Origin of the sequence: Pseudanabaena minima str. Chao 2107, from assembly GCF_051131155.1 — a bacterium.
In the GTDB taxonomy this organism is placed as follows: Bacteria; Cyanobacteriota; Cyanobacteriia; order Pseudanabaenales; family Pseudanabaenaceae; genus Pseudanabaena; species Pseudanabaena minima.
On sequence record NZ_CP159508.1, the window covers coordinates 707,199 to 729,851 of the forward strand.

At 42.0% G+C, this 22,653-nt stretch carries 20 protein-coding genes; 5 read left to right on the forward strand and 15 right to left on the reverse strand.

Translation table 11 applies throughout. The features are described from left to right. Window positions 1–69: 69 nt before the first annotated feature. On the forward strand, window positions 70–1,611 hold the full coding sequence (locus ABM313_RS03190; protein WP_434686261.1) for a YcjF family protein: 1,542 nt from the start codon (window positions 70–72) through the stop codon (window positions 1,609–1,611). 40 nt (window positions 1,612–1,651) lie between these two features. Here ABM313_RS03190 and psb30 read toward each other — a convergent pair whose 3' ends face one another. Next, the gene (gene psb30 / locus ABM313_RS03195; RefSeq protein ID WP_094530094.1) at window positions 1,652–1,792 is read right to left on the reverse strand and encodes a photosystem II reaction center protein Ycf12/Psb30; all 141 of its coding nucleotides are present in this window, start codon (window positions 1,790–1,792) and stop codon (window positions 1,652–1,654) included. Between the two features lie 224 nt (window positions 1,793–2,016). On the opposite strand from psb30, the gene ABM313_RS03200 reads away from it, so the two are divergent. Next, window positions 2,017–2,910 (forward strand): tetratricopeptide repeat protein, encoded by an 894-nt coding sequence (locus ABM313_RS03200; protein WP_434686262.1) that lies wholly within the window; start codon window positions 2,017–2,019, stop codon window positions 2,908–2,910. A 146-nt stretch (window positions 2,911–3,056) separates the two neighbouring features. Here the strand turns inward: ABM313_RS03200 and ABM313_RS03205 are convergent, their stop codons facing one another. The 7 genes from ABM313_RS03205 to ABM313_RS03235 all read right to left on the reverse strand — a co-directional run bounded on the left by ABM313_RS03205 (window position 3,057) and on the right by ABM313_RS03235 (window position 9,950). Beyond that, window positions 3,057–4,763, reverse strand: coding sequence for an NAD(P)H-quinone oxidoreductase subunit 4 (locus ABM313_RS03205; RefSeq protein WP_434686263.1), 1,707 nt, complete (start codon window positions 4,761–4,763; stop codon window positions 3,057–3,059). 491 nt (window positions 4,764–5,254) lie between these two features. Further along, window positions 5,255–6,967, reverse strand: coding sequence for an urease subunit alpha (gene ureC / locus ABM313_RS03210; RefSeq protein WP_434686264.1), 1,713 nt, complete (start codon window positions 6,965–6,967; stop codon window positions 5,255–5,257). Window positions 6,968–6,971: 4 nt separating this feature from the next. Further along, window positions 6,972–7,283 (reverse strand): urease subunit beta, encoded by a 312-nt coding sequence (locus ABM313_RS03215; protein ID WP_434686265.1) that lies wholly within the window; start codon window positions 7,281–7,283, stop codon window positions 6,972–6,974. A 114-nt stretch (window positions 7,284–7,397) separates the two neighbouring features. Further along, window positions 7,398–8,042: a Uma2 family endonuclease gene (locus tag ABM313_RS03220; RefSeq protein WP_434686266.1), complete on the reverse strand. Its 645-nt coding sequence runs from the start codon at window positions 8,040–8,042 to the stop codon at window positions 7,398–7,400. 32 nt (window positions 8,043–8,074) lie between these two features. Then, window positions 8,075–8,377, reverse strand: coding sequence for an urease subunit gamma (gene ureA / locus ABM313_RS03225; RefSeq protein WP_126386079.1), 303 nt, complete (start codon window positions 8,375–8,377; stop codon window positions 8,075–8,077). A gap of 121 nt (window positions 8,378–8,498) precedes the next feature. Beyond that, a complete protein-coding gene (locus ABM313_RS03230; protein WP_434686267.1) occupies window positions 8,499–9,323 on the reverse strand; it encodes an urease accessory protein UreD in 825 nt (274 codons plus the stop codon). A 12-nt stretch (window positions 9,324–9,335) separates the two neighbouring features. After that, window positions 9,336–9,950 carry a Uma2 family endonuclease gene (locus tag ABM313_RS03235; protein WP_434686268.1) on the reverse strand — a complete coding sequence of 205 codons (615 nt, stop codon included), beginning with the start codon at window positions 9,948–9,950 and terminating at the stop codon, window positions 9,336–9,338. 300 nt (window positions 9,951–10,250) lie between these two features. Between ABM313_RS03235 and ABM313_RS03240 the strand changes: the two genes are divergently transcribed. Beyond that, a complete protein-coding gene (locus ABM313_RS03240) occupies window positions 10,251–10,532 on the forward strand; it encodes a hypothetical protein (protein ID WP_434686269.1) in 282 nt (93 codons plus the stop codon). 147 nt (window positions 10,533–10,679) lie between these two features. Here ABM313_RS03240 and urtE read toward each other — a convergent pair whose 3' ends face one another. From urtE to urtA, 5 genes are all read right to left on the reverse strand, one after another. Next, window positions 10,680–11,402: an urea ABC transporter ATP-binding subunit UrtE gene (gene urtE, locus ABM313_RS03245; protein ID WP_434686270.1), complete on the reverse strand. Its 723-nt coding sequence runs from the start codon at window positions 11,400–11,402 to the stop codon at window positions 10,680–10,682. 237 nt (window positions 11,403–11,639) lie between these two features. Then, window positions 11,640–12,392, reverse strand: a complete 753-nt coding sequence (gene urtD, locus ABM313_RS03250) for an urea ABC transporter ATP-binding protein UrtD (RefSeq protein ID WP_434686271.1) — start codon at window positions 12,390–12,392, stop codon at window positions 11,640–11,642. Beyond that, on the reverse strand, window positions 12,367–13,557 hold the full coding sequence (urtC, locus tag ABM313_RS03255) for an urea ABC transporter permease subunit UrtC (RefSeq protein ID WP_434688347.1): 1,191 nt from the start codon (window positions 13,555–13,557) through the stop codon (window positions 12,367–12,369). The genes urtD and urtC overlap by 26 nt, the downstream gene beginning before the upstream one ends. A 36-nt stretch (window positions 13,558–13,593) precedes the next feature. Continuing rightward, window positions 13,594–14,763, reverse strand: a complete 1,170-nt coding sequence (locus ABM313_RS03260) for an ABC transporter permease subunit (protein ID WP_434686272.1) — start codon at window positions 14,761–14,763, stop codon at window positions 13,594–13,596. Between the two features lie 137 nt (window positions 14,764–14,900). Continuing rightward, window positions 14,901–16,244 (reverse strand): urea ABC transporter substrate-binding protein, encoded by a 1,344-nt coding sequence (urtA, locus tag ABM313_RS03265; protein ID WP_434686273.1) that lies wholly within the window; start codon window positions 16,242–16,244, stop codon window positions 14,901–14,903. Between the two features lie 583 nt (window positions 16,245–16,827). Here urtA and ABM313_RS03270 point away from each other — a divergent pair. Next, window positions 16,828–17,511, forward strand: coding sequence for a hypothetical protein (locus ABM313_RS03270; protein ID WP_434686274.1), 684 nt, complete (start codon window positions 16,828–16,830; stop codon window positions 17,509–17,511). Window positions 17,512–17,725: 214 nt separating this feature from the next. Next, window positions 17,726–19,318, forward strand: a complete 1,593-nt coding sequence (nadB, locus tag ABM313_RS03275; RefSeq protein WP_434686275.1) for an L-aspartate oxidase — start codon at window positions 17,726–17,728, stop codon at window positions 19,316–19,318. 93 nt (window positions 19,319–19,411) lie between these two features. Here the strand turns inward: nadB and ABM313_RS03280 are convergent, their stop codons facing one another. Together ABM313_RS03280 and ABM313_RS03285 are read right to left on the reverse strand one after the other, a co-directional pair. Continuing rightward, complete coding sequence (locus ABM313_RS03280) at window positions 19,412–20,542, reverse strand: CO2 hydration protein (RefSeq protein WP_434686276.1); 1,131 nt, start codon at window positions 20,540–20,542, stop codon at window positions 19,412–19,414. A gap of 69 nt (window positions 20,543–20,611) precedes the next feature. Beyond that, on the reverse strand, window positions 20,612–22,618 hold the full coding sequence (locus ABM313_RS03285) for an HAD family hydrolase (protein ID WP_434686277.1): 2,007 nt from the start codon (window positions 22,616–22,618) through the stop codon (window positions 20,612–20,614). Window positions 22,619–22,653 lie beyond the last annotated feature (35 nt).

The following is a 22,653-nucleotide window of genomic DNA, read 5'->3' on the forward strand; positions in this document are numbered from 1 at the left end:
ATTTAAGATTAAATTTTCAAAAGTACGTTGTGAATGCTGAACTATCGCACAGTCTTGTCTCATAAAAATTTGACTAAAAAATGGATATTAGGTTTAGGGATTGTCAGTGTTGCCGCGATCGCCAATACCTTATTTTCTCTTGAGCATGACTGGCATTTACTGAGCATAAGCACACTGATGATCGGCGGCTCACTTTTATTTGTGAATGTGCGAAAGAGCTTTGCTGCTGGGATAGAACAACCGACAGTAATTGATCGCAGTTATCTATTTAAAGAATTACAGCAAGCACAAAAGGCGATCGCCAAAATTGCCGATCCCAGTAAGCGCATCACTTTAGAACAGCAAGCGCAGCAAATTACCAGTAATCTACAAAAAAATCATTTTCAGATCGTCGTTTTTGGTACAGGCTCCGCAGGAAAAACTTCGGTAATTAATGCCTTATTGGGACGTAAGGCAGGTAAGACGGGAGCAGCAATTGGCACAACGATCGCTCGCCAAGAATATGACTTTCAAGGAATTGATGTCTCACCTGTTGGGATAACGCCAATTCATAGTGAAAGCAAAGTAAAACGACAAATTTCTTTGCTTGATACGTCAGGGATTCAAGAAATGGGGGCAATGGGGCAACAAAGAGAAATTGAATCTTTGCAAGTCGCCCAGAATGCCGATCTGATGATTTTTGTAACGGCGGGTGATTTAACTAATAGCGAATATGGCGAACTCGAACGCCTTGCTGGCTTAGGTAAACGTGTAATTCTTGTTTTTAACAAGACGGATTTATACTTACCAAGCGATCGCGAAAATGTATTAGCTAAACTCAGAGAACGCACTCAGCATTTCTTAGCTTCCACTGATATTGTGGCGATCGCCGCTCAGCCCAGTCCCATCAAAGTACGTCAATATGCCAATGCTGAAGATTCAGTTCACAATGCCGCCATCCAAGAATGGTGGGAAGATCTACCGCCCGATGTGACTGCTTTAAAAGAACGCATTGAGACAATTCTTTCTAATGAGTGGGAAGATTTGCTAATTCACAATACCCATCTGCAAATCAAGAATTTGCTACAGGAAATCAATGGCACAATTAATCATCAACGTCGCCAAGATGCTGCCACAATTATTAATCGTTATCAATTAATCGCCGCTACGACAGTTTTTGCGAATCCTATCCCTGCGATTGATCTGCTGGCTGGAGCGGCAATCAATACCCAAATGTTGATGGATCTCAGCAAAATTTATGATCGTCCCCTCAATTTTAAGCAGGCTCAACAATTTGCGATGATCATCGCCCAGCAATTATTACAACTTGGCTGCATCGAGATCGCCAGCTCAGCGATCGCCTCTTGCTTTAAGGTAAATGCCATCACCTATGCGATCGGTGGCTCGATGCAAGCTGTTACGGCTGCTTATCTAACTCACATTGGTGGCATGAGTTTTGTGGAATATCTTGAGCAGCAAACTGAAACGCAATCTGCTCCTGCAATGACTAATGCAATGCAACAAATATGTCAAAAAACCTTTAACGCCCTACAAGGCGATCGCTTCTTTATCGATTTTGCAACTAGTATTTCCAGTCGCATCGCTAGCAAATACAGCACTTTGCGCTCATAAAAAAAGGAGGGTGCTTTGCACCCTCCTTTTTTTTGTTTAATTACAAGTCGCCACTGTTAGCAGATAACAAAAAGATAATGACGGGACCAGAAACGACAATCAGCGCTAAACAAGTTAATTGGAAAATTAGCTGAAAATTAATACTGGAAAATGCGGAAAATACAGGGTTTAGGAAGTCCATAGCGGTTTTCTTAAATATGATTAATAAATCAAACAAAAATTCTAGAGATATTCTAGCAAGCATCGCTACTCAAAAAATCTTTAAAAACCAGAAAGTTAGAGAGAGTCGCTTGGGTAATCTCTCTAATTTTCTGAGTTTTGTGAAAACCTGAAATCGGTTTTGATAAAGAAGCGCTATCATTTGAAATATATTCAAAACATTCAGAATTGGTAAGAGTTATACCTGTGCGTCATCGAATTTGGTTGTTGGCAATACTTGCATCAGTCAGCGTTGGAGCCTCTCCACTACGCGCTCAAGCTCTTCTGCCCCACACAACAAGGATCAATTTTGGAAACTTAGAAGAGCAAGCACTCAATTTGGCAAGGGAAGCAGCCCAACTCGCTCAATTTGAGCAGTACGATTTGGCATTACCTCGCGCTCGCCTAGCCGCACAACTAGCGCCCAAAGCATTTCAAACTCAAGGTATTCTCGGCAGTATCTATCTCCGCAAAGAGCAATATGCTGAAGCTATTACAGCCTTGAAATTGGCTCTTAATCTCAAAAAAGATGAGCCGACGATTTTATTCAGTTTGGGGGCTGCCTATCTCCGCAATAAAAACTATCCCGAAGCAATTAGTCACCTCAAACAAGGACTAACCCTTGAGCCAAAGTCAGCAACAGCGATGTTTGACCTAGGGAATGCTTACTTTTTGACCAAACGTTACGATGAAGCGGTGACTATTTACAACGATGTCCTAGTTCTCGATAACAAGTTTTGGGCGGCTACCAATAACATCGGTCTAGTTGAGTACGAGCGTGGCAATGTCGATCAGGCGATCGCTAAATGGCAAAACTCACTCAAGCAAGCCGAAAAAGTCGAGTTTCTTGCGGCTGAGCCAACCCTTGCCCTTGCCACGGCTTTTTATCGTAAAGGCGATCGCACTAAAGCCGTTGAGCTAGCTGTTGAAGCGATGAAAATCGATCCACGCTATGGCAAAATCCCATATCTAGTTGAAAATCTCTGGGGCGATCGGCTGATTGCTGATGTGCAAATAGTCCTGTCACAACCTCAAGTCAAGCAAATTTTAGCTGAGAGCGATCTATCAACTCGCCAAGTTCCCAAGATTCGCCGTAATTAATCCAATATCAAAAAAAGAAAGCCACACTTTGTGTGGCTTTCTTTTTGATATTGGATTAACGTCAGTTCGACTAAAGCACTTACCAATTTCTGACATTTGCGGCGTGCTTTGCACACCACAAATGGCAATATCGAACTCACGTTAATTTAGTTGTTGCTTGCTACAACTTCCTTGCTTTTAACTTCGGAAAGTCTAGGGAAAGAAGATTGCTCAGCAAAAGTTTCATTATGCCTGATCAAAGCAACCTGTTCATGGGCAAAACGCATCTGTGAATTGATTGCAGTTGTAGTTGCATCGTAGAGATTGGTTGCTATTTTAGGATAGGCTCCAATCGCAATGATCGGCACTAAAAAGCAAACTGCAATAAAAACTTCGCGAGGTCTGGCATCACTAAATTCAGCTTCACTAGGCAAAACGCAATTTGTACCGAAGCAAACTACATCTTGGTTACCTTGAGCCTTGAGACTAATGTCCGAAATATCGCAGGATGGGTTGATATCACAGGTAGGATTCGCATCGGAAGCGTAGAAAATCTGACGCAACATAGACAACAAATAAATCGGCGTGAGAATTACTCCGACTGCGGCTAGAAACACTGTCACCGTACGGAAGGTGGAGCTATAAACATCACTGGAAGTCATCCCAACAAAGATTGAGATTTCACTAGCAAACCCACTCATACCAGGAAGGGCTAGGGAAGCCAATGCCCCAACAGTAAATAGTGCAAATACCTTGGGCATTACCTTCCCGATATAACCCATCTCGGTCATTAACATCGTGTGGGTGCGATCATAAGTTACACCTGCGAGGAAGAACAACACAGAAGCAATTAAACCGTGAGAAAGCATTTGCAACATCGCGCCACTGATTCCCAAGTCAGTGAACGATGCAATCCCGATTAGCACAAATCCCATGTGCGACACCGATGAAAAAGCAAGGCGGCGTTTCATATTGACTTGGGCAAAGGAATTCACAGCACCGTAAACAATATTTATGACACCGAGCATTGCTAAAACTGGCGCAAAGTAGACATGGGCATGGTCAAGTAATCCCATATTCAGACGGATTAGACCATAACCACCCATTTTAAGTAATACACCTGCCAAAATCATCGATACGGGAGAAGATGCTTCACCGTGGGCATCAGGCAACCAAGTATGCAAAGGGAAAATTGCGAGTTTGACACCAAAGGCAATTAATAAACCTGCATAAAGTGAAAGTTCTAAAGCAAGCGGGAACTCCTTAAGAGTTAGCTCAGCCATGTCAAAGGTGAGGTTGTTGCCGTAGAGAGCCATCGCTAAGCCAGCAACTAAGATAAAAATAGATGCGGCGGCAGTATAAAGTAAAAATTTGGTAGCTGCGTACTGACGTTTCTGACCTCCCCAAATCGAAACGAGCAGATAGACGGGAATTAGTTCAACTTCCCACATGATGAAGAATAGCAATAAATCTTGGGCAACAAATACGCCGATTTGTGCAGAATAAAGCATCAACATCAAGAAGTAAAAAAGGCGTGGTTTGATATTAACTTGCCATGCAGCAAAGATGGAAAGAGTGGTGACTAGTCCTGCTAGCAGCACCAGAGGTGCAGAGATGCCATCAACTGAAACTGCCCAACTAAGACCTAATTGGGGTATCCAAGTGTACTTTTCCGCGAGTTGAAATGTCGCGCTGCTCGGATCATAGTTCTTCCAGAAGGCATAGCACATCAAAATGAAGTCTGCGATGCCTACACCTAATGCATACCAACGTACAGTTTTGCCTTCTTTGTCAGGCAGTATGGGTATGAGTAAGGAACCTACGAGGGGCAGCAGGACGATCGCGGTAAGCCAAGGAAATTGGGCTGATGTCATGTCAATGAGAATAAATACTTACTCTAGGGAATGTTAAGCATTGTACTAAACTTTACAAAGTTTTAAGCATTATTCTTTTCGATGCTTATCATTAAAACAGCAAGGGCTTTGCTTGAAGCTATCTTTATGTATTAAATCCAAGCAAGCCTAGTTCGACTAGATGCCTATAAACTACATACCTATAGCTGTGCAAAACCCGTAAAGTTGCACCCCGCAGGGGTGCAACTTTACGGGTTTTGTTAGTTTGCGCCGCAAACTACTTCTTGGGTTTGGAGCCTAACAAGAATGGCGACAGATATAAAAAACAAATTGTAGGGGCAATTCATGAATTGCCCCTACGGCTAAATTTTGCTTAATGATTCGTTGCTGATACTCCCTTCCTACGCAAGAATTAGTGGCGCAGCACGAAGACCGCACCACTAATTCTTGGGTGGGAAAGGCTAAACGATCACCTTTTGATAAAGGACGTTTATAACTGTGAAAGCGATCGCCTAAAACAAGAAATATCGCTGTGCCATTGGCAATACTGACGCTGGCTCACAGGTCAATAATTCTCCATCAGCACGAACTTCATAGGTCTCTGGATCGACTTCCATCACTGGCAACGCATCATTGAGCTTTAAATCACGTTTACTGATATTACGAGTTCCTTTAACCGTAAGTACTTGCTTCTGTAAACCTAATTGACTAGGAATACCTCTCTCCATTGCAGCTTGAGAAATGAAAGTAAAAGATGTAGGTGCGATCGCGCCGCCATAGCTGCCAAACATTGGACGCATATAGACAGGTTGAGGTGTAGGGATACTGGCATTGGCATCACCCATCTGCGCCCATGCAATGAAGCCTCCTTTCAATACCATTTCGGGCTTTACGCCAAAAAAGGCAGGATGCCAGAGAACGAGATCGGCGATTTTGCCAACTTCAATGGAACCGACATATTCAGAAATACCATGCGTGATCGCAGGATTGATCGTGTACTTTGCCACATAACGCTGTGCGCGGAAATTGTCGGCTCTGGTAGCTTCGGGACTCGCCAGCACTCCTCGCTGTACCTTCATTTTGTGAGCAGTCTGCCAAGTGCGGATAATTACTTCGCCAACCCTTCCCATAGCTTGTGAATCGGAAGAGAGCATACTAAACGCACCGATGTCGTGGAGAATATCTTCAGCAGCGATCGTTTCGCGACGGATTCTTGATTCTGCAAAGGATACATCTTCGGGAATGCTAGGATCGAGATGGTGACAGACCATTAGCATATCCAAATGTTCGTCAAGAGTATTTAAAGTATAGGGACGAGTAGGGTTTGTGGAAGAAGGAAGTACATTCGCTTCACCGCAAATCTTGATGATGTCGGGGGCGTGACCGCCGCCAGCACCTTCAGTGTGATAGGTGTGGATGACACGATTTTTAAAAGCAGCGATCGTATCTTCCACGAATCCTGCTTCATTGAGCGTGTCCGTGTGGATGGCAACCTGCACATCGTACTCATCGGCAACACCTAAACAAGTATCAATCGTGGCAGGAGTAGTTCCCCAATCTTCATGGAGTTTCAACCCAATTACCCCAGCTTCGACTTGTTCAATTAGTCCTTCGGGCTTGCTGCTATTGCCCTTACCCGAAAAACCTATATTCATCGGAAAAGCATCGGCAGCTTGCAACATTCGATAAATATTCCAAGGGCCGGGGGTGCAGGTGGTGGCATTTGTACCTACAGCAGGACCAGTGCCACCACCGATCATCGTCGTGATCCCAGAGGCGATCGCTACTTCAATTTGTTGGGGACAGATGAAATGGATATGGGTATCAATGCCGCCTGCGGTGAGAATCCTGCCTTCTCCTGCAATGATTTCTGTACCCGCACCGATAATGATGTTTACATTATCTTGAATGTAAGGATTTCCCGCCTTCCCGATCGCGACAATTTTGCCATCTTTAATCCCCACATCCGCCTTTACCACGCCCCACCAATCGAGAATTAAAGCGTTGGTAATCGCGACATCAACGGCTCCATTGGCATTGGTAATTGGTGATTGTCCCATGCCATCACGGATTACCTTACCACCACCGAATTTGACTTCATCGCCATAGGTGGTGTAGTCACGTTCCACTTCAATAAATAATTCTGTGTCAGCCAAGCGAACTTTATCACCAACGGTAGCGCCATAGGTTTCTGCGTAGGCGCGGCGGGACATTCTATAACTCATTCGTTTAATTCTCCAATTTGCCTTCTACTAAAGCATTAAATCCATAAATCTCGCGAGTACCCACATAGGGAACGAGATTTACTTCCTTTTCATCCCCCGGCTCAAAGCGGATGGAAGTTCCCGCAGGAATATCAAGGTGTGTACCTTTGGCGCGATCGCGATCAAAGATCAGCGCTCGATTAGTTTCATAGAAATGATAATGGGAACCAACTTGGATCGGGCGATCGCCTGAATTAGCAACCTTGAGCGTAGTCACTTCGCGACCCGCGTTTAATTCAATATCACCTTCTTGAGTAATGATTTCACCAACAATCATAAGTTCTTCTCCAATTAAAATTTGTTTTTTGCCATTTGAGCCTTGAGATTCCCGACTTTTTTGTTGACAGCATAGATAACTTCTGAATTTATAGAAAAATCGGGGATCTGTTTGCTAGATATTGAGGATCTCGGTAGCAGTTAAGTCCAATTCAGGAAAAGTCCGTGAAATAATTTTGTCATCTCCTGTAAATCTAGTTGTTTGATATTTACCATTTTCATCTAGCAAATTCACAAACACCGTGGGGACTTTGGGATTACCAAGAAATTCACGACTAGCGATCGCTAAATAATCCACAATCCAATATTCGGGAATACCAATCCGTTCATATTCCTCAAACTTGTCAATATAATCATCCTCCCAATTTGTAGAAATGACTTCAACAGCTAACTGAATTTTGTCACGAAATCCTTTATAGTCACTACGATTAGAGCGCCAAGATGTTGCATCAATCACACTTAAGTCAGGTACACGTCCACGCTCATTTCCGTCTTGGTCGATACTTCTTATGGGAACCGCTCTCTTAATGACATAGTTAAGAGATAATCGTTCGACTTCACGGTAAAAACGTCTATCGATAAACTCTCCAACATCGTCATGATTGCGTGTAAATGCCATCTCAAAAATCTCAACTAGCTCACCATCAATAAGTTCATAATGTCCATATTCAGGATAAACTTTTAGAAACTGCTCGAAGGTAAGTTTCGGTTCTACCTCTGTTGTTTTTTGTTGTTTCTGGGGTGTTGCGATCGCAATCATCTCAGACCTCCATAAATTATTTGGATTGCTGGTTAGCGAATAGGATTATGTACTGTCACCAGTTTAGTTCCATCAGGGAAAGTAGCTTCCACTTGCACATCATGAATCATTTCGGGAATACCTTCCATCACATCATCACGGGTGAGCAAAGTCGCGCCATAGGACATCAACTCGGCAACCGTGCGACCTTCCCTTGCTCCTTCCAAAATCTCCGCAGTGATGAAGGCGATCGCTTCAGGATAATTTAATTTCAAACCTTTAGCTTTACGACGCTCCGCTAATAATGCAGCCGTAAAAATCAATAATTTATCTTTTTCTTGAGGCGTAAGTTGCATGAATATCTACCAAACTCATTTACTTAGTTTGTGATTTTGGCTTCACCAAAATCACAAACTCACCAAACTCTAGGTATGCATTTATTGAGTTTCTAGTTTTAGCGAAGCCAAAATTAGAAACTCACCAGACTCTAGGTACGCATATTGCTCTATCCCTATAGGATACACGCAAAAGCTGCCAAATTTGTTGAAACCATTTACGTGCATCACTGGAGGAGTCCCCACAATAGCGGCAAACTAAACCTGAAAGCGATCGCGTAACTCCTGACATTCCTTGATAACTTCCCTGCTCCCAAGTAGAGCGAATCTGTGTAATTAATTCAGGTTCTACAATAGCGCCAACAAAAATAAAATTTGCAGCGATCGCATAATTATTTAAGCCATTAGGACTTCCTAACATTTCCGAATTTCCATTGAGATATTGCCGATCAATCCATAGGGGGCTTTGGTCGCGCCATACCTCCGTATGCGATCGCCAATTCCCATCTAGAAATTTCTCACCACGAGCCGTGCGCCCAAACCTGACAATTTCCCACATGGTCAATGTGGCGGCTGGTGCGAGTTCAATTCTGGTTCGCTGTCGATATTGCGCTTCGGAAAATACAATTGTCTCCTGTGGGAACCATTCCAAACTTGCCCCTTCATCGATGTGAATATGGAGATTTTGTAAAGATTCAGCGCCTGTGCTGCGATAGATTTTGCTAGCAGCAGCAGTAGTAATCAGGGCTTGGGTTTGCGGTTGTAAATGAATTTTTGCAGACAGGCGATCGCCGCCGACTAAACCACCTGCGGTATGTAAGAGAATGCAATGACAAACTTCTTCACCTTCGGGATAAAGCGATCGCTGAATTTTCCAAGGTGCTACGGTGTAATTACGGGTTAATACGGTTTGTTGATTCCGTTTCGCGAATTCTAATTCTAATTCTCCCGCCCAAGGTGAAGCCATAGGAATATCTAGTTAACTTTGTAAATTCTCTGCAATAGGAAACATAGCATCTAATGCGATCGCTACATCAGGAAATGCTTGCATAGCGATACTATCACTGCTATTCAAAACCAATTCTTCTCGATAGGTGTTTTCCTCTGGCTGACGGAAAACATAAACTTGTCGCTTTTGTAAGTCGAGAATCCAATATTCTAAAACCCGATTTTTGGCATAGATACGCGCTTTCTGCTTGCGGTCTTTAGCAATAGTTGAATCGGCTACTTCGATCAATAGATAAATATCCGACGCTTCAGGATGTCGAAAGGAATATTCATTATTATCAAATCTCACAACCGCAAGATCTGGCTCTGGTTCAGAGTCGTTGCCTAGTATTACGGGTAATTGAACGCGAATATAGGCTTTGCCTCTTAATAATTCATAAAGATGATTGGCACTGCGCTGTACACTTGCAGCATGAAATGGTCTTTGTGGACTCATACAAACAATTTTTCCTTCCAAGAGTTCGACGCGATCGTCCTCATCCAAAATTCCTGCTTCAATCATTTGGTGATAATCTGCGATCGACCAAAGATGGATTTGTGGTTCAAGTTCTTCTTCTATTTCAGGAGTAATTATAATTGCTTGCATGGTATTTCTGCTCCTTATCTATCTTGATTTTAGCAAAAAACGAAGTAAAGCTCTTGAACGTTTTGTCGCTCATCGGGATCGCTTAGCTATTAAATAACCAAGTAAAGCGTAAAAATCGTTAGGTTAAGCATGAAAAAAGAGGCTAATAGAGATAAAATTAGCAAGAATAAATTTAAAAATCTTAGTTTTGAAATTTACTCAAAAAGTACACTGTTTTGCGGTTTTACTAACAACTTACATGTTTATATCGCAGTCACAGATGAATTATAAGTTAGACCCCAACTTTAACTAGGGTTATTTATGGAAAATGAAGAATTAAAAGAGCGTCTCCAAAAATTTATTGGTTGTTTTGAGATGGTATTTGATATTGATTGGAATTACACAAAAAATTCGATTGCAGATGAATATTTGATTGATAATCATGGAACATTTCTAGATCCTTTTCCTGGAGAACACTATACTGGAGGAAAAGGGGATAACTGGGCTAATAGATCATCTTTTCTTGCTGCTTACCGAGAACTAAAAGCATTTGCTATCAGTGAAGGCTTATATAATCCAGATGAAGAACCGTGGAAAATGTAGCTTGGTTTTTCGCTCTGATCGCAGTTTGGAAGGACATTTAACTGGACTAGTCGATTACTTTATCAAGCACTTGTTTAGAAGTAAATGGAGAAGGGCTAACAAAAAAAGAGGGGGAGTGCTAAGCACTCCCCCTCTTTTTTTGTGTTTCTAAACTGCTAGGAATTTCTGAATGACTTCGTTACTGAGTTCTGAAGTTTTTCCAGAGGCGACAATGCCGCCTTTTTGCATGGCGTAATACCAATCAGCTTGGCGGACAAAGTGCAAATGCTGCTCCACAAGTAGGATCGAAATCCCAGTAGTTGCAACAATATGCTTAACTGCTGCTTCAATTTCGAGAATAATTGAAGGTTGAATTCCTTCCGTTGGTTCATCAAGAATTAATAATCTAGGCTGTCCCATCAACGCACGGGCGATCGCTAACTGTTGTTGTTGACCGCCGCTAAGGTCGCCGCCCATCCGATTGAGCATTGATTTCAACACTGGGAATAACTCGTATACCATATCCAAAAGATTTTGGCGGACGGCAGGTGTAACAGGACGCGATTCTAAACCAAGCAAGAGATTTTCTCTAACTGTCATACGGGGCATCACTTCCCGACCTTGAGGCACATAGCCCACACCCATTCTGGCGCGTTGATCGGGAGTAAATTGAGTGATTTCTTTTCCAAAAAAGGAAACATCGCCCTGTCTAGGTTTTAGTAATCCCATAATTGTTTTTAACAGAGTGGTTTTACCGACACCATTGCGCCCAATTAAGCAGACCATTTTGCCAGAAGCAACACCCATATCTACATTACGAAGAATATGGCTTTCACCATAATAAACATTGAGATTATTAATTTGTAAAATCGGATCGTAAGTTTCTTCCATAGATTACCTCTGCTTTAATACCAATTCACGAAAGTGTGACAACACTTTTGCGAATTAAAAACTAAACCCAGTAAGGGTTTTTAAAACTCGAAATGGCTACGCCATTTTGAGTTTTGGTATAAATTGGCTATTAGCTGTTAGCTATTAGTCTTTAGCTGTTAGCTATTAAATTCGTCAATTACCAATCACCAATTCCCAATCACCAAAAGCTAAAAGCTAAAAGCTAAAAGCTAATCGCTAATGCTCTTCTTCCTGTTGTCCCAAATAAACTTCAATGACTCGTGGATCGTTCTGCACTTCTTCAAAATTGCCTTCGCAAAGTACGCTACCTTGATGCAAGACTGTTACCTTCCGCGCAATTTGACGTACAAACTCCATATCATGCTCAATGACGATGATGGAATGAGTTTCTGCTAGTGACATCAAAAGTTCACCCGTTTTTTCTGTCTCTTCATCAGTCAAACCTGCAACGGGTTCGTCCACTAGCAATAGGTCAGGAGACTGGGCAATCAACATGCCGATTTCTAGCCATTGTTTTTCACCATGCGATAGAAACTCAGCTTTCATTTCTGACTTATTGATCAGTCCGATCGTCCTCAAAAGATCATTGACCTTTTGCTTTTCTACTACTGATGGTGGTTTAAACAATGTAGAGAAGACATTTTTGTTGGGATTGCTAGCTAGCTCTAAGTTCTCTCTGGGCGTGAGATTAAGGTATACGCGAGGTGTTTGAAACTTTCTCCCCACACCCATTCTGGCAATTTTATGTTCAGAAAGCGATCGCGTATTTTTGCCTTTAAATCTGACTTGACCCAGAGTAGGTTTTACCTTGCCAGTAATCACATCTAGGAATGTAGTTTTACCTGCGCCGTTTGGACCAATGATTACTCTTAGCTCACCCTGTTCCATATCAAAGTTCAAGTTATTGATAGCTTTAAACCCATCAAAACTAACGGTAACATCTTCAATTTCTAGGATTTTCCCTTTCACTTTGCACCTCTGGATCTAACTCAAGACTGGGATATGTAACTGTCGGTCTGCCAAAAAAGATTCTCTTAAATAGCAATACGCCACTAGTGCGACACCATCCGACTAAACCATCGGGCAATACCATGACCACAATCAAGAACATTGCACCTTGGAAGAATAGCCAAATTTCAGGAAATTGTTCACTCAGCAAGCTCTTAGCAAAGTTAACTAAAATTGTGCCAATTAATGCCCCGATCAATGTAGCGCGACCACCTACAGCTACCCAAATCACCATTTCAATGGAAAGAGCAATATCCATTGACTTTGGGGAAATAATTCCAGTTTGAGGTGTAAATAATGCTCCGCCAATGCCTGCTAAAACGGCTGAGATCGCAAAGACTAATACCTTAAAACCTGTGGGATCATAGCCAGAGAAGCGAGCGCGATTTTCATCATCTCTCAAAGCTACTAACAAGCGTCCGAATCTACCACTAGTTAGCCATCGACAAAGTGCATAGGCTAGTCCTAAAAAGACCACAGTTAAGATGTAAAAGACTCTTTGGGTTTCAGGAGCATTGATATCGTAGCCAAAAATGGTCTTGAAATCAGTCAGTCCATTTGTGCCATTGATCAGTTGCTGCTGTCCATTGAAGAAGTTGAAAAAGATAATCGTAGTAGCTTGAGTAAGGATTGAGAAATATACACCACGAATCCTATTTCTGAATACTAAGTATCCTAAAACTGCTCCAACGATCGCAGGAATTAAGATGATCGCTAAAACAGTAAATTGGAACGAAAAAAACGGTTCCCAGAGGGCAGGAAGTTTAGTAATTCCATACAGAGGCATAAATGCAGGTAATTTCTCAGTGGCATCGGCAGGGAATTGCAGTTTTAAGTGCATCGCGAGAGCGTATCCTCCTAAGCCAAAAAACACCCCATGACCTAGACTCAAAAGTCCAGTAAATCCCCAGATCAGATCAATTCCTAGGGCAACAATCGCCAAAGCTAAAAATCGACCTAACATGGTGATTCTAAATGCTTGACCAGTTGCACTAAAAATTGTGGGAACCACAAAAATAAGTATCATTGCGATCGCTAAGCCAACCGCAACTTCAATCCCTAGCGATCGCCAGTTCTTCTGAGAAGTCAATGGAGTTGGAATATTTTTAGGAATATCTTCTATCATGCTCATTTGTCTATTACAGGCTGATGTTCAGGACTCTTACAACTCTACTGATCGACCTTTTTGAGGGAACATACCCGCAGGTTTATATTGCAAGAAGGCAACAATCGCAAGGAAAAGCAATACCTTTGCCATGCTGGTAGTACCAAAGAAAGTAAAAAATCCCGCTACGGGACTTTGTGCACCAAACAAAGTTACAAAGGTTTGTGAACCAAATAGATAGCTGGTGATACCAATTGCCATAGCTGCTGCAATGCTTCCAACTAACTTACCAACACCGCCAACTACAACCACCATAAAAGTATCAACGATGTAGTTTTGACCAGTATTCGGACCAACTGAGCCAAGGAAACTAACTGCACAGCCCGCAACCCCAGCAAGTCCAGAACCAAGGGAAAAAGTAAGTGCGTCAACAGTTTTAGTAGGAATCCCTAGACAAGAACTCATCTGGCGGTTTTGCATAACTGCACGAATGCGTAAACCCCAAGGCGATTTCTCTAAAAATAGGTAGATACTAATTACACAAATAATTGTCAGGGCAATGATAAACAATCGAACATAGGGAAATTGGATTGAACCAATTTGCATACCACCGCGTAACCACTTTGGCGCTGTTACATCTACATTCTGCGCTCCAAACCAAGGCTGAGTTACCACAATCTTATAGGTCTGAGCCATTAATACAGCTACAGTACCTGAAATAGCTAGAGACAGAGGCAGGAGAATCGCGATCGCCCAGTTACGAATAGATTCCCAATTTGGTCTTTTCTGAAGAAACCAGACACCAACAAAATACAGAATGCTAAAAACTACTAAACCAGCCAAGATAACCCAATTGACGCTACGGACAAATTGTTGAAATATAAGGCTCACGCCCCAAGTCGCTAAAAGCGTCTCAAGCGGTCGTCCATATAGATGACGAATCACTCCTTTTTCCAAGAGAAATCCAATCCCTGCGGTCACTAGAAAAGCAGCAATTAGTGCGGCAAAAACATAAAAATCTGTCCAAGGTTCTCCCAACTTTTTGAAGCCATTCTGCACTACAAAAGTCGTATAAGCTCCAAACATCATCAGTTCGCCATGAGCCATATTAATTACGCCCATCAAACCAAATACGATCGCCAAGCCTAGTGCAGCCAGTAACAAAACAGAACCTGTACTAATGCCGTTAAATACTCCTTGAAGAAGTTGAAGAAGATTCTCTGTCATGTTTCTATCAACATTATTTATCAGTATTCGGTATTGAAATTAATAGTACAAAGTGTAGAGGCAATCCATGAATTGCCTCTACACTTTGTACTTAATGCATAAGTCTTAAGCTTTCAAACCCTTAGGCAAACAGAAGCTTATGCCTTCTTAAATTTGCCACCTTTAGCTTTGTCAGAGTAATCGCAGTAGTAGCCTTTAGTTTCTGCAACAAATTGGTTCCAAGGTAGTGGAGCCACTGCTTCTTTGGTTTCGTTGACGATCTTGAACTGACCATCGGCTGTAACTTCACCAATACGCACAAACTTGGAAAGGTGATGGCTATTTTCCATTGTAACCTTACCTTCAGGAGCATCAAAGGTTTGACCAAGAGCCGCCATTCTCACTGCTTCGAGATCGTCTGCTTTACCTGCTTTCTTGACAGCTTGTGCCCAAATATTGACAGCAATATAGCCAGCTTCCATTGGATCGTTGGTAACGCGATCTGCGCCATACTTAGCTTTGAAGGCTTCTACAAACTTCTTGTTGACTGGATTGTCAACAGTCATGAAGTAGTTCCAAGCTGCATAGTGGCCCTTCAGGAATTCAGGACCGATCGCCTTAACTTCTTCTTCAGCGATACTGACAGACATCGAAGGATATTTATCTGCGGTTAGACCAGCACCTTGCATCTGTTTAAAGAAGGCAACGTTACTATCACCATTGAGTGAGTTGTAGATTACACCACCATTTGGCAAAGCTTGTTTAATTTTGGAAATGATTGGGGTTACTTCTGAGTTACCCAGTGGCAAATAATCTTCACCAACTACCTTGCCACCCAAGGCTTCTAATTGAGCCTTAATGATTGTATTAGCAGTACGAGGGAATACATAGTCAGAGCCAACTAGGAAGAATTCTTTGCCCTTGTTCTTGAGTAACCACTCTACAGAAGGTTCAATCTGTTGGTTTGGCGCAGCACCAGTGTAGAAAATATTCTTCGAGCATTCTTGTCCTTCATATTGGACAGGATAGAAGAGTAAATGATCCTTAGATTCAAATACTGGTAGTACTGCTTTGCGACTTGCTGAAGTCCAACATCCAAATACAACTACGACCTTGTCTTGGTCAATCAATTTCTTGGCTTTTTCAGCAAATGTCGGCCAGTCGGAAGCTCCATCTTCAACGATCGCTTCAATTTGCTTACCTAGTACACCACCAGCCTTGTTAATTTCTTCGATCGCAAGTTGAGTTGCGTCTACAAGGCTCTTCTCACTGATCGCCATAGTGCCACTCAAAGAGTGCAAAATACCAACCTTAATCGTGCCACCACTAGCTGCGGCTGTGCTTGTGGCTGTAGGTGATGCAGCAGTGGTTGCAGCAGTAGTTGCAGCGGTGGTTGGGGTGGCTGTTGGGGTAGCTGGAGCACAAGCCTTGATCAGGCTACTAATTCCAAGTGCAGCAGAGCCATAAACGATGAACTTACGACGATTCATTCTCTTACTCATTAACCTTTAACGCCTCCAAACTATTGAATTCTATTAAAAAAATTGACTTAACAATCTTAGGATGGAGGTTAAACCTCACTCCTCTCACACTGATCAATCAAAGATGATAGCTTCACAATCCTGATATAGTTAACCTCAATAGGTTGTATCACAGAATACTTTTTTTGACCATTACTTTTCTGATAATTCGCTTTTAAAAGCGTTTGCGATTGAATAAAGTAACTAAACTTATTAATAATTTTGTTCCACAGTTTTTTTCAATAATTTTTAATAAAAAGTTTATTTTTTGATTCATTGTCAATACCAAACTGTTGTGAGTAGTTAAGTTTCGATAAATCAAAACTCATATTTTCTTGATGTTCACTGGTTATTTGGATATTCAAAGATATTCTTAGAGAGGCTTTTATCCAGAAACATTTAGATCATTTTTGTCCCATTTAGCCCCATTTACGAATGCAAAGCGAAAAATGCAAAGCGGCTACGACACTCTATAGCAATTTATGCTCAATCTCTGGTGGATCGGTGAATCAGTAATTGCTGTATGTCTTGGTAATAAGATTTTATACAAAGGAGAAGTTTGATCGTGTCGGAAACTCAGCAAAAGCTAAATGATCCTTCCGTTACAGTAACGATCGCTCGACGAGTTAAACCAGAATGTAAGGCAGAATTTGAAGCCTTTTTAACTGGAGTTACCAATGCTTGCGGACAATTTTCTGGCTATCTGGGCAGTAATGTTTTTCGTCCTGTCAATGTCGATGATCCAGAGTATCGCATCATTTTTAAGTTTGATCGTCTGAGCAATTTACGGCATTGGGAAGCTTCAGCCGAGCGTCAGTACTGGTTTGCGATCGCCGAACCACTTACGATTAGTCCGCCCCAGATTCAGGTACTAACTGGCTTAGAAACTTGGTTTACGCTACCAGGAAAACCCACAATTACACCACCACCTAGGTTCAAAATGGCTTTAGTAACTTGGTTGGCTGTATTCCCCTTAATTACAACTATTTCTATAATTTTTCAACGTTTTTTGGTGATACTGCCTCTAGTTTTGCGCGTGGCATTCGTAACAGCGATCGCTGTGCCAACGATGACTTATCTTCTTATGCCACAGGTGACAAGATTATTTGCATGGTGGCTTTATCCTGTTACAGAAATAACTCCATCAACAAAAGATGTTGTCCCTGCGATCGCGGACAATTCCTCAGCTATTCCTCTACCTGATTTACAATCTACTACCCTAGAAGAAAAACAACTGATACCAAATTGAAGAATTTAGGAAATGACAACCAAAGCAAGAAATTTTTGAAAAGTTTTGCTTTGCAAAACTTTTCAAAAATTTCTTGCTTTGAGTTGCTCGGTAATAGCTGTAAGTAAACCATTGAAACGGGTTTGAGATTTTAGCCTGCACTCTTAGAGCAGGACTGCGTAAGTCCAAGATCTAATGGGATAATATTCATTAATTGATAAGTTGGCTTTACTTGATGAACCAAACAAGGTTTGATGCTTTAATCATCGGCAGCGGAGCTGCTGGACTTTATACTGCCCTGCGACTCGCAGACCTAGCACCAAACTGGCAGATTGGTTTAGTGACTAAAGATAACTTGTCAACTTCAGCTAGTGATTGGGCGCAGGGTGGAATTGCCGCAGTTGTTGATAAAGATGATGCTCCCCAATTTCATGGCAAAGATACCTTAATTGCTGGTGTGGGCTTGTGTGAAGTCGAGGCAGTAGATGTATTAGTTAATGCTGCGCCTCGCCAAATTCAGAACCTAATCGCCTTAGGAGTTGATTTTGATCGCACTGAAGACGGTAGCCTTGCCTTAACTTTAGAAGCAGCTCACTCCAAACGCAGGGTATTGCACTCAGCAGATACTACAGGTCGAGCGCTAGTATCTAAGCTTGCGGCAGCCGTATTACAAAATCCTAGCATTCAAGTTTTAAGTCAAACCCTAGTTTTAGATCTCTACATGCAACAGGGGCGCTGCGGTGGTGTTTTTTATCTAGAAGAAAATCAAGAAATAGGTTGCTTAATTTCGCCAGTAGTAGTTTTGGCAACAGGTGGCGGCGCTCAGGTATTTTCGCAAAATACCAATCCGCCCTCAAGTACAGGTGATGGTGTGGCGATCGCTTGGCGAGCACGAGCCGTAATTCGGGATATGGAATTTGTGCAGTTTCATCCCACAGCCCTTGCTTTACCCAATGCTCCAAGGTTTTTAATCAGTGAGGCGGTAAGGGGTGAAGGAGCGCATTTGATTGATCATCAAGGCGATCGCTTTGCCTTTAATTATCATCCTCAAGGTGAACTGGCTCCTAGGGATGTGGTCAGTCGCGCTATATTTAACCATCTCCAGAAGACCCAAGAACCCACAGTATTTCTGGATTTACAGTCAATTTCTAGAGAGAGGATCGCCCATCGATTTCCTAATATCATCAAAATCTGTCAACAGTGGCAAATTGATATTTTCTCCACCCCAATTCCTGTCACTCCAGCCGCTCACTATTGCATGGGAGGCATTGCCGTTGATTCTTATGGAGCTACTTCTATTGAGGGACTATATGCAGTCGGCGAAACTGCTAGTACGGGTGTACATGGTGCTAATCGTTTAGCAAGTAATTCCCTATTAGAATGCTTCGTTTTTGGTGAACGATTAGCTGAACAGGTATGTTCTCAAGCAACTCAGATTTTTAAGTCTCCGAAAGCGATCGCGCCCAAAATAGAAGATCATGGCAATTTGGTAACTATTCAAAATATTAAATCTGCAATTCAAAATCTAAGTTGGCAAGCTGCGGGCATCAGTCGATTTCAATCTGATTTAGAGATAGCCCTCACCCAAATCTGCACATGGCAAGCTGAGTTAGCTCAACTTGCCGAACCGTCACGTTTATGGATTGAAACTCGAAATTTGGCTGACTATGCTTATTTATTAGTGCGATCAGCTCTATTTCGTACCGAAAGTCGCGGCGCACATTTTCGTTCTGATTTTCCTGATCCTGATCCGAGTTGGCAGGTACACACAATTATCGAAGGTCAAGAGATCAGGCGATCGCCTACTTTGTCACCCGTTGACCTCTAAAAGATAAAAGCGGCTCGATGCGCCGCTTTTATCTTTTAGAGGTCTTTTTTAGGGATAGGCGGTTTTGCCGTGCATCCCAATCCCTAATTGGTGTTATTGCAATGTATATAAACGCGATTCCGATAGACGTGCTAACCAAGGAGCCAGAAATTTGTCATTGGCTTGTCTTTCTTGAGGATCTTCAGTTTCAAAAGGATGAGGTGCTAAGCCACGCAAAGCGGCTGTTGTTACACAAAACATCGACTTTTGGAATGACAGACAAATCTTGACTAGCAAATCTTCTTCACCGCGATCGCCTTGTTGATAAACCTCATGCAAATAATCGGGCAGAAAATGCCGCATATCTTGCATGAGTAAAGTGGGTGGGATTCCTGCTCCGCCAACGGGTAAAGGATCGGCATAGAGAACACCGTAATTAAATTGTGAAATTTCTGTAGAAATTTGATGCGCCTGTGCATTGTAGGAAACTGTGCCACGAAATGGGAAGGAGCGGAAAAATACTGTTTCTACATAGGGAACCGCCGTATCCATTAAGAATTTCAAATTCGCCGATGCAGGTACGATTTCATAGTCTGCGCCATTGATTAGAACTTTGTAAGTATAAGGCACACCAGCAGCAGCAACTAAACCGTCTTGAACATGCTTAACTACATCAGGAATGCTTTTGATTTCACCACGATCATAGCGATCGCTTAATTTCAGAAACATTGGCGACATAAACGACCAGAAATATCCTAGAGCGCTATAGTAGGTCATCAAACGCACCTGCTCTAGCAGAAAATCTGGAAATAATCGATGCATCACCGCCATCAAGGGATTACGTGCACATTTAGCAGCGATCGCTAATTGGGCGCGTTGTTGAAATTCTGTGGAGTCCAAATAAGCATCTAGACCACCGCCACCATGCCAAAACATTGCTTTCATGCAATATTCTGCAAATTCAAAATTAATGCGATCGTGCCACCAGTGACGACCAAGTTTATTTAGGGAGAAATCACCATTAAAGAATTTAAAGAATGGGAAAAATGCAAGAAATTGATGCTCAGAAATATAGGTAAGATTCCTGTAATATTCACCCAGCACCACACCATAACTTTTGAGGATACCAACAACCTCTACCAAGTTGTCGTGTGAATCTGGAAGCAATGCACCACCTAATTCTAGGCGTTGTTTCACCGCAGCAAGGGCTGGTTCAATAGTTTTATTTTGACTCAATACACTCATAACCAAATTTTACAATGCTTCTGGCTAAAACCCAACAGTCAGTGAGACGGACGTATCTCGCCTTACTAACTATTTACGGCGGAGAATCAATTTTTTTAATCGCTTTAGCAGCTTGCGCTGGAAGATCGCCAGAGGTACTAATGCTTTGATCAGTGGAGAACTAACTTGCAGGCTTGCTTCACTCCATGCGTTACGATGCCGATCAAAGCCATCACTTTTAGCGATCGCATATTTAACAACATCGACTAAATGCACAGGCATTGCCCAATAAAAATGATAAAACTCATTGGGATCATCAAAAAATGGACAATCCTTAAATGCCTCTGCTTCCTCTAGCGTCGGTGATTTGTTGAAGGTAAGAAATATTTTATCTAAGGCTTCACGCAATAGTTTTGGAGAAATACAAGATAAATCCGTAGGCGATCGCTCTACGAGATGTCGCACAAACGTAATTACAGATTGCTGAAAAGCTTTTAGTCCCCAATCTAGGGCAGGTTGATTGCTGGCATGTTTTAGCAATGGCAATACAGAACCATCTGGCTGCAAAGCATAGTCAAGAGTTGTTCCTTCACAGCCCGCACAAAAAACTTCCATCGCCGAAACATAGCGATAGTCGATATCATTCCGAAGACCTACAGAGTTATTTAAGTTAAAGAAAAAAGCGAGTACCTCTCCTTTATGTTTGAGTCCACCCGTAGGTTTGTCCAAAGCAAAGTAGAAACCAACGGGCATTCTTGTACCAAATATCTCAAAAGCATTTTCTAGAGAAAGTTGCAAACTACCACGCCAACCAACATCCACCAAACCAAAGGCTTTTCCATCAAGCATTTTTTCCTGATCTAAATATGCTTTTAAAACTTCGCGTTTCTGCTTGGCAATTTGGAGAATTAATTCTTGTAAAGATGCATTCTTTTCTAGATTATTTCGTAGCGCGATTCTTTCTTTAGGAGATAGATTTTTTTGCCAAGTCTCACAGGGATATCCCAATGGCTCAAAAATTGGCTGAGCCACTTGGCAATCAAGGCACATTCGAGCTAATAAACTGTCAATCGTAAAAATAGTCGTATCGTCAAACATCCATTCCCAAAAAGCTTTGTTAATCTTTGTTAATCCCGGCATTCTTAGCGCTTGACGACTAACATAGAGATAACGTAATTCCAATTCTGGATAAATTTTCGGAGCAAGTTCCTTGGCAATTTGCAGTAACATTTCACCATCTCTTGCTAAGAAGTAAATACGAGCAAGTTGTTTTGCTTTAGCCTGTTGCAAAATCCAGATTGTATAGGCAGTTAAAATAGGCGCAGCAACGGAAGCGGCAATATCGCGAATGATTGATTCTTTCGGGGTTTTGGTGTCTTTAGTTAAGCGCGTATAGCGGGATATTCCTGCCCAAATGGAAGTGATACCATTGGTAGAATCAGCATATTTTTGTAAGATCAACTCATAGCGGTTGGGATTAGCATCATTAAAGTAAATAGAATTAAGCCCTAATGACTTAGGCACTGTGACATCGGATGTCCAGCTATTACCTATGTGAGTGACTTCTTTTGCATTTAATTGCAAATCCCCTAGCACTTTTAAAAATAAATCCCCTTTTCCTTTGGATTTTCGCCATAGGGAGGATACATATAGGCGATCGCCTTCTTGCCAAAATCCATGCTGTTTTAGTCTCGCTTCCAAAAATGCTTCAGGCAAATACATATCTGATAGAAACAAAACATGGGGGTGCGATCGCCTTGCTTGTTCTATCAATTGATAAGCTTTAGGAACAGCTATTAAATATTCTGTTTCCACCTCTAGTTCTAAATTCTTGAGTTTATCAATAGTCTCTATCGCAATTTCTAAGGTGTTTGCCATCTCGCGATAGATTTCCTCTAAACTAACCTCACCACCCTGATAAAACAAACGCGATCGCTGCTCAGACTGAATTCTCACCTCACGAAAAGTCTCAGCCGAGAAATTAATCCAACCAAACTGCAAGGCGCGATCACCACAGATTTTAAAAATTTCTGTGGGCTCACTTACTAATCTTGTGAGCAGAGTATCAAAGATGTCAAAGCTAGCTATTGGTGACATATAAAGAATGGAATAAAGAATTAAAGGTCGGTGTA

Excerpts from the sequence above, each read along its gene's own strand:
- ABM313_RS03235 (WP_434686268.1), bottom strand. The coding sequence starts at position 9,950 with ATGCAAGCAATTATAATTACTCCTGAAATAGAAGAAGAACTTGAACCA.
- urtA (WP_434686273.1), bottom strand. The coding sequence starts at position 16,244 with ATGAGTAAGAGAATGAATCGTCGTAAGTTCATCGTTTATGGCTCTGCT.
- urtE (WP_434686270.1), bottom strand. The coding sequence starts at position 11,402 with ATGGAAGAAACTTACGATCCGATTTTACAAATTAATAATCTCAATGTT.
- urtC (WP_434688347.1), bottom strand. The coding sequence starts at position 13,557 with ATGATAGAAGATATTCCTAAAAATATTCCAACTCCATTGACTTCTCAG.
- ABM313_RS03205 (WP_434686263.1), bottom strand. The coding sequence starts at position 4,763 with ATGACATCAGCCCAATTTCCTTGGCTTACCGCGATCGTCCTGCTGCCC.
- ureA (WP_126386079.1), bottom strand. The coding sequence starts at position 8,377 with ATGCAACTTACGCCTCAAGAAAAAGATAAATTATTGATTTTTACGGCT.
- ABM313_RS03215 (WP_434686265.1), bottom strand. The coding sequence starts at position 7,283 with ATGATTGTTGGTGAAATCATTACTCAAGAAGGTGATATTGAATTAAAC.
- ABM313_RS03280 (WP_434686276.1), bottom strand. The coding sequence starts at position 20,542 with ATGAGTGTATTGAGTCAAAATAAAACTATTGAACCAGCCCTTGCTGCG.
- ABM313_RS03220 (WP_434686266.1), bottom strand. The coding sequence starts at position 8,042 with ATGATTGCGATCGCAACACCCCAGAAACAACAAAAAACAACAGAGGTA.
- nadB (WP_434686275.1), top strand. The coding sequence starts at position 17,726 with ATGAACCAAACAAGGTTTGATGCTTTAATCATCGGCAGCGGAGCTGCT.
- ureC (WP_434686264.1), bottom strand. The coding sequence starts at position 6,967 with ATGAGTTATAGAATGTCCCGCCGCGCCTACGCAGAAACCTATGGCGCT.
- ABM313_RS03260 (WP_434686272.1), bottom strand. The coding sequence starts at position 14,763 with ATGACAGAGAATCTTCTTCAACTTCTTCAAGGAGTATTTAACGGCATT.
- ABM313_RS03230 (WP_434686267.1), bottom strand. The coding sequence starts at position 9,323 with ATGGCTTCACCTTGGGCGGGAGAATTAGAATTAGAATTCGCGAAACGG.
- ABM313_RS03285 (WP_434686277.1), bottom strand. The coding sequence starts at position 22,618 with ATGTCACCAATAGCTAGCTTTGACATCTTTGATACTCTGCTCACAAGA.
- ABM313_RS03240 (WP_434686269.1), top strand. The coding sequence starts at position 10,251 with ATGGAAAATGAAGAATTAAAAGAGCGTCTCCAAAAATTTATTGGTTGT.
- psb30 (WP_094530094.1), bottom strand. The coding sequence starts at position 1,792 with ATGGACTTCCTAAACCCTGTATTTTCCGCATTTTCCAGTATTAATTTT.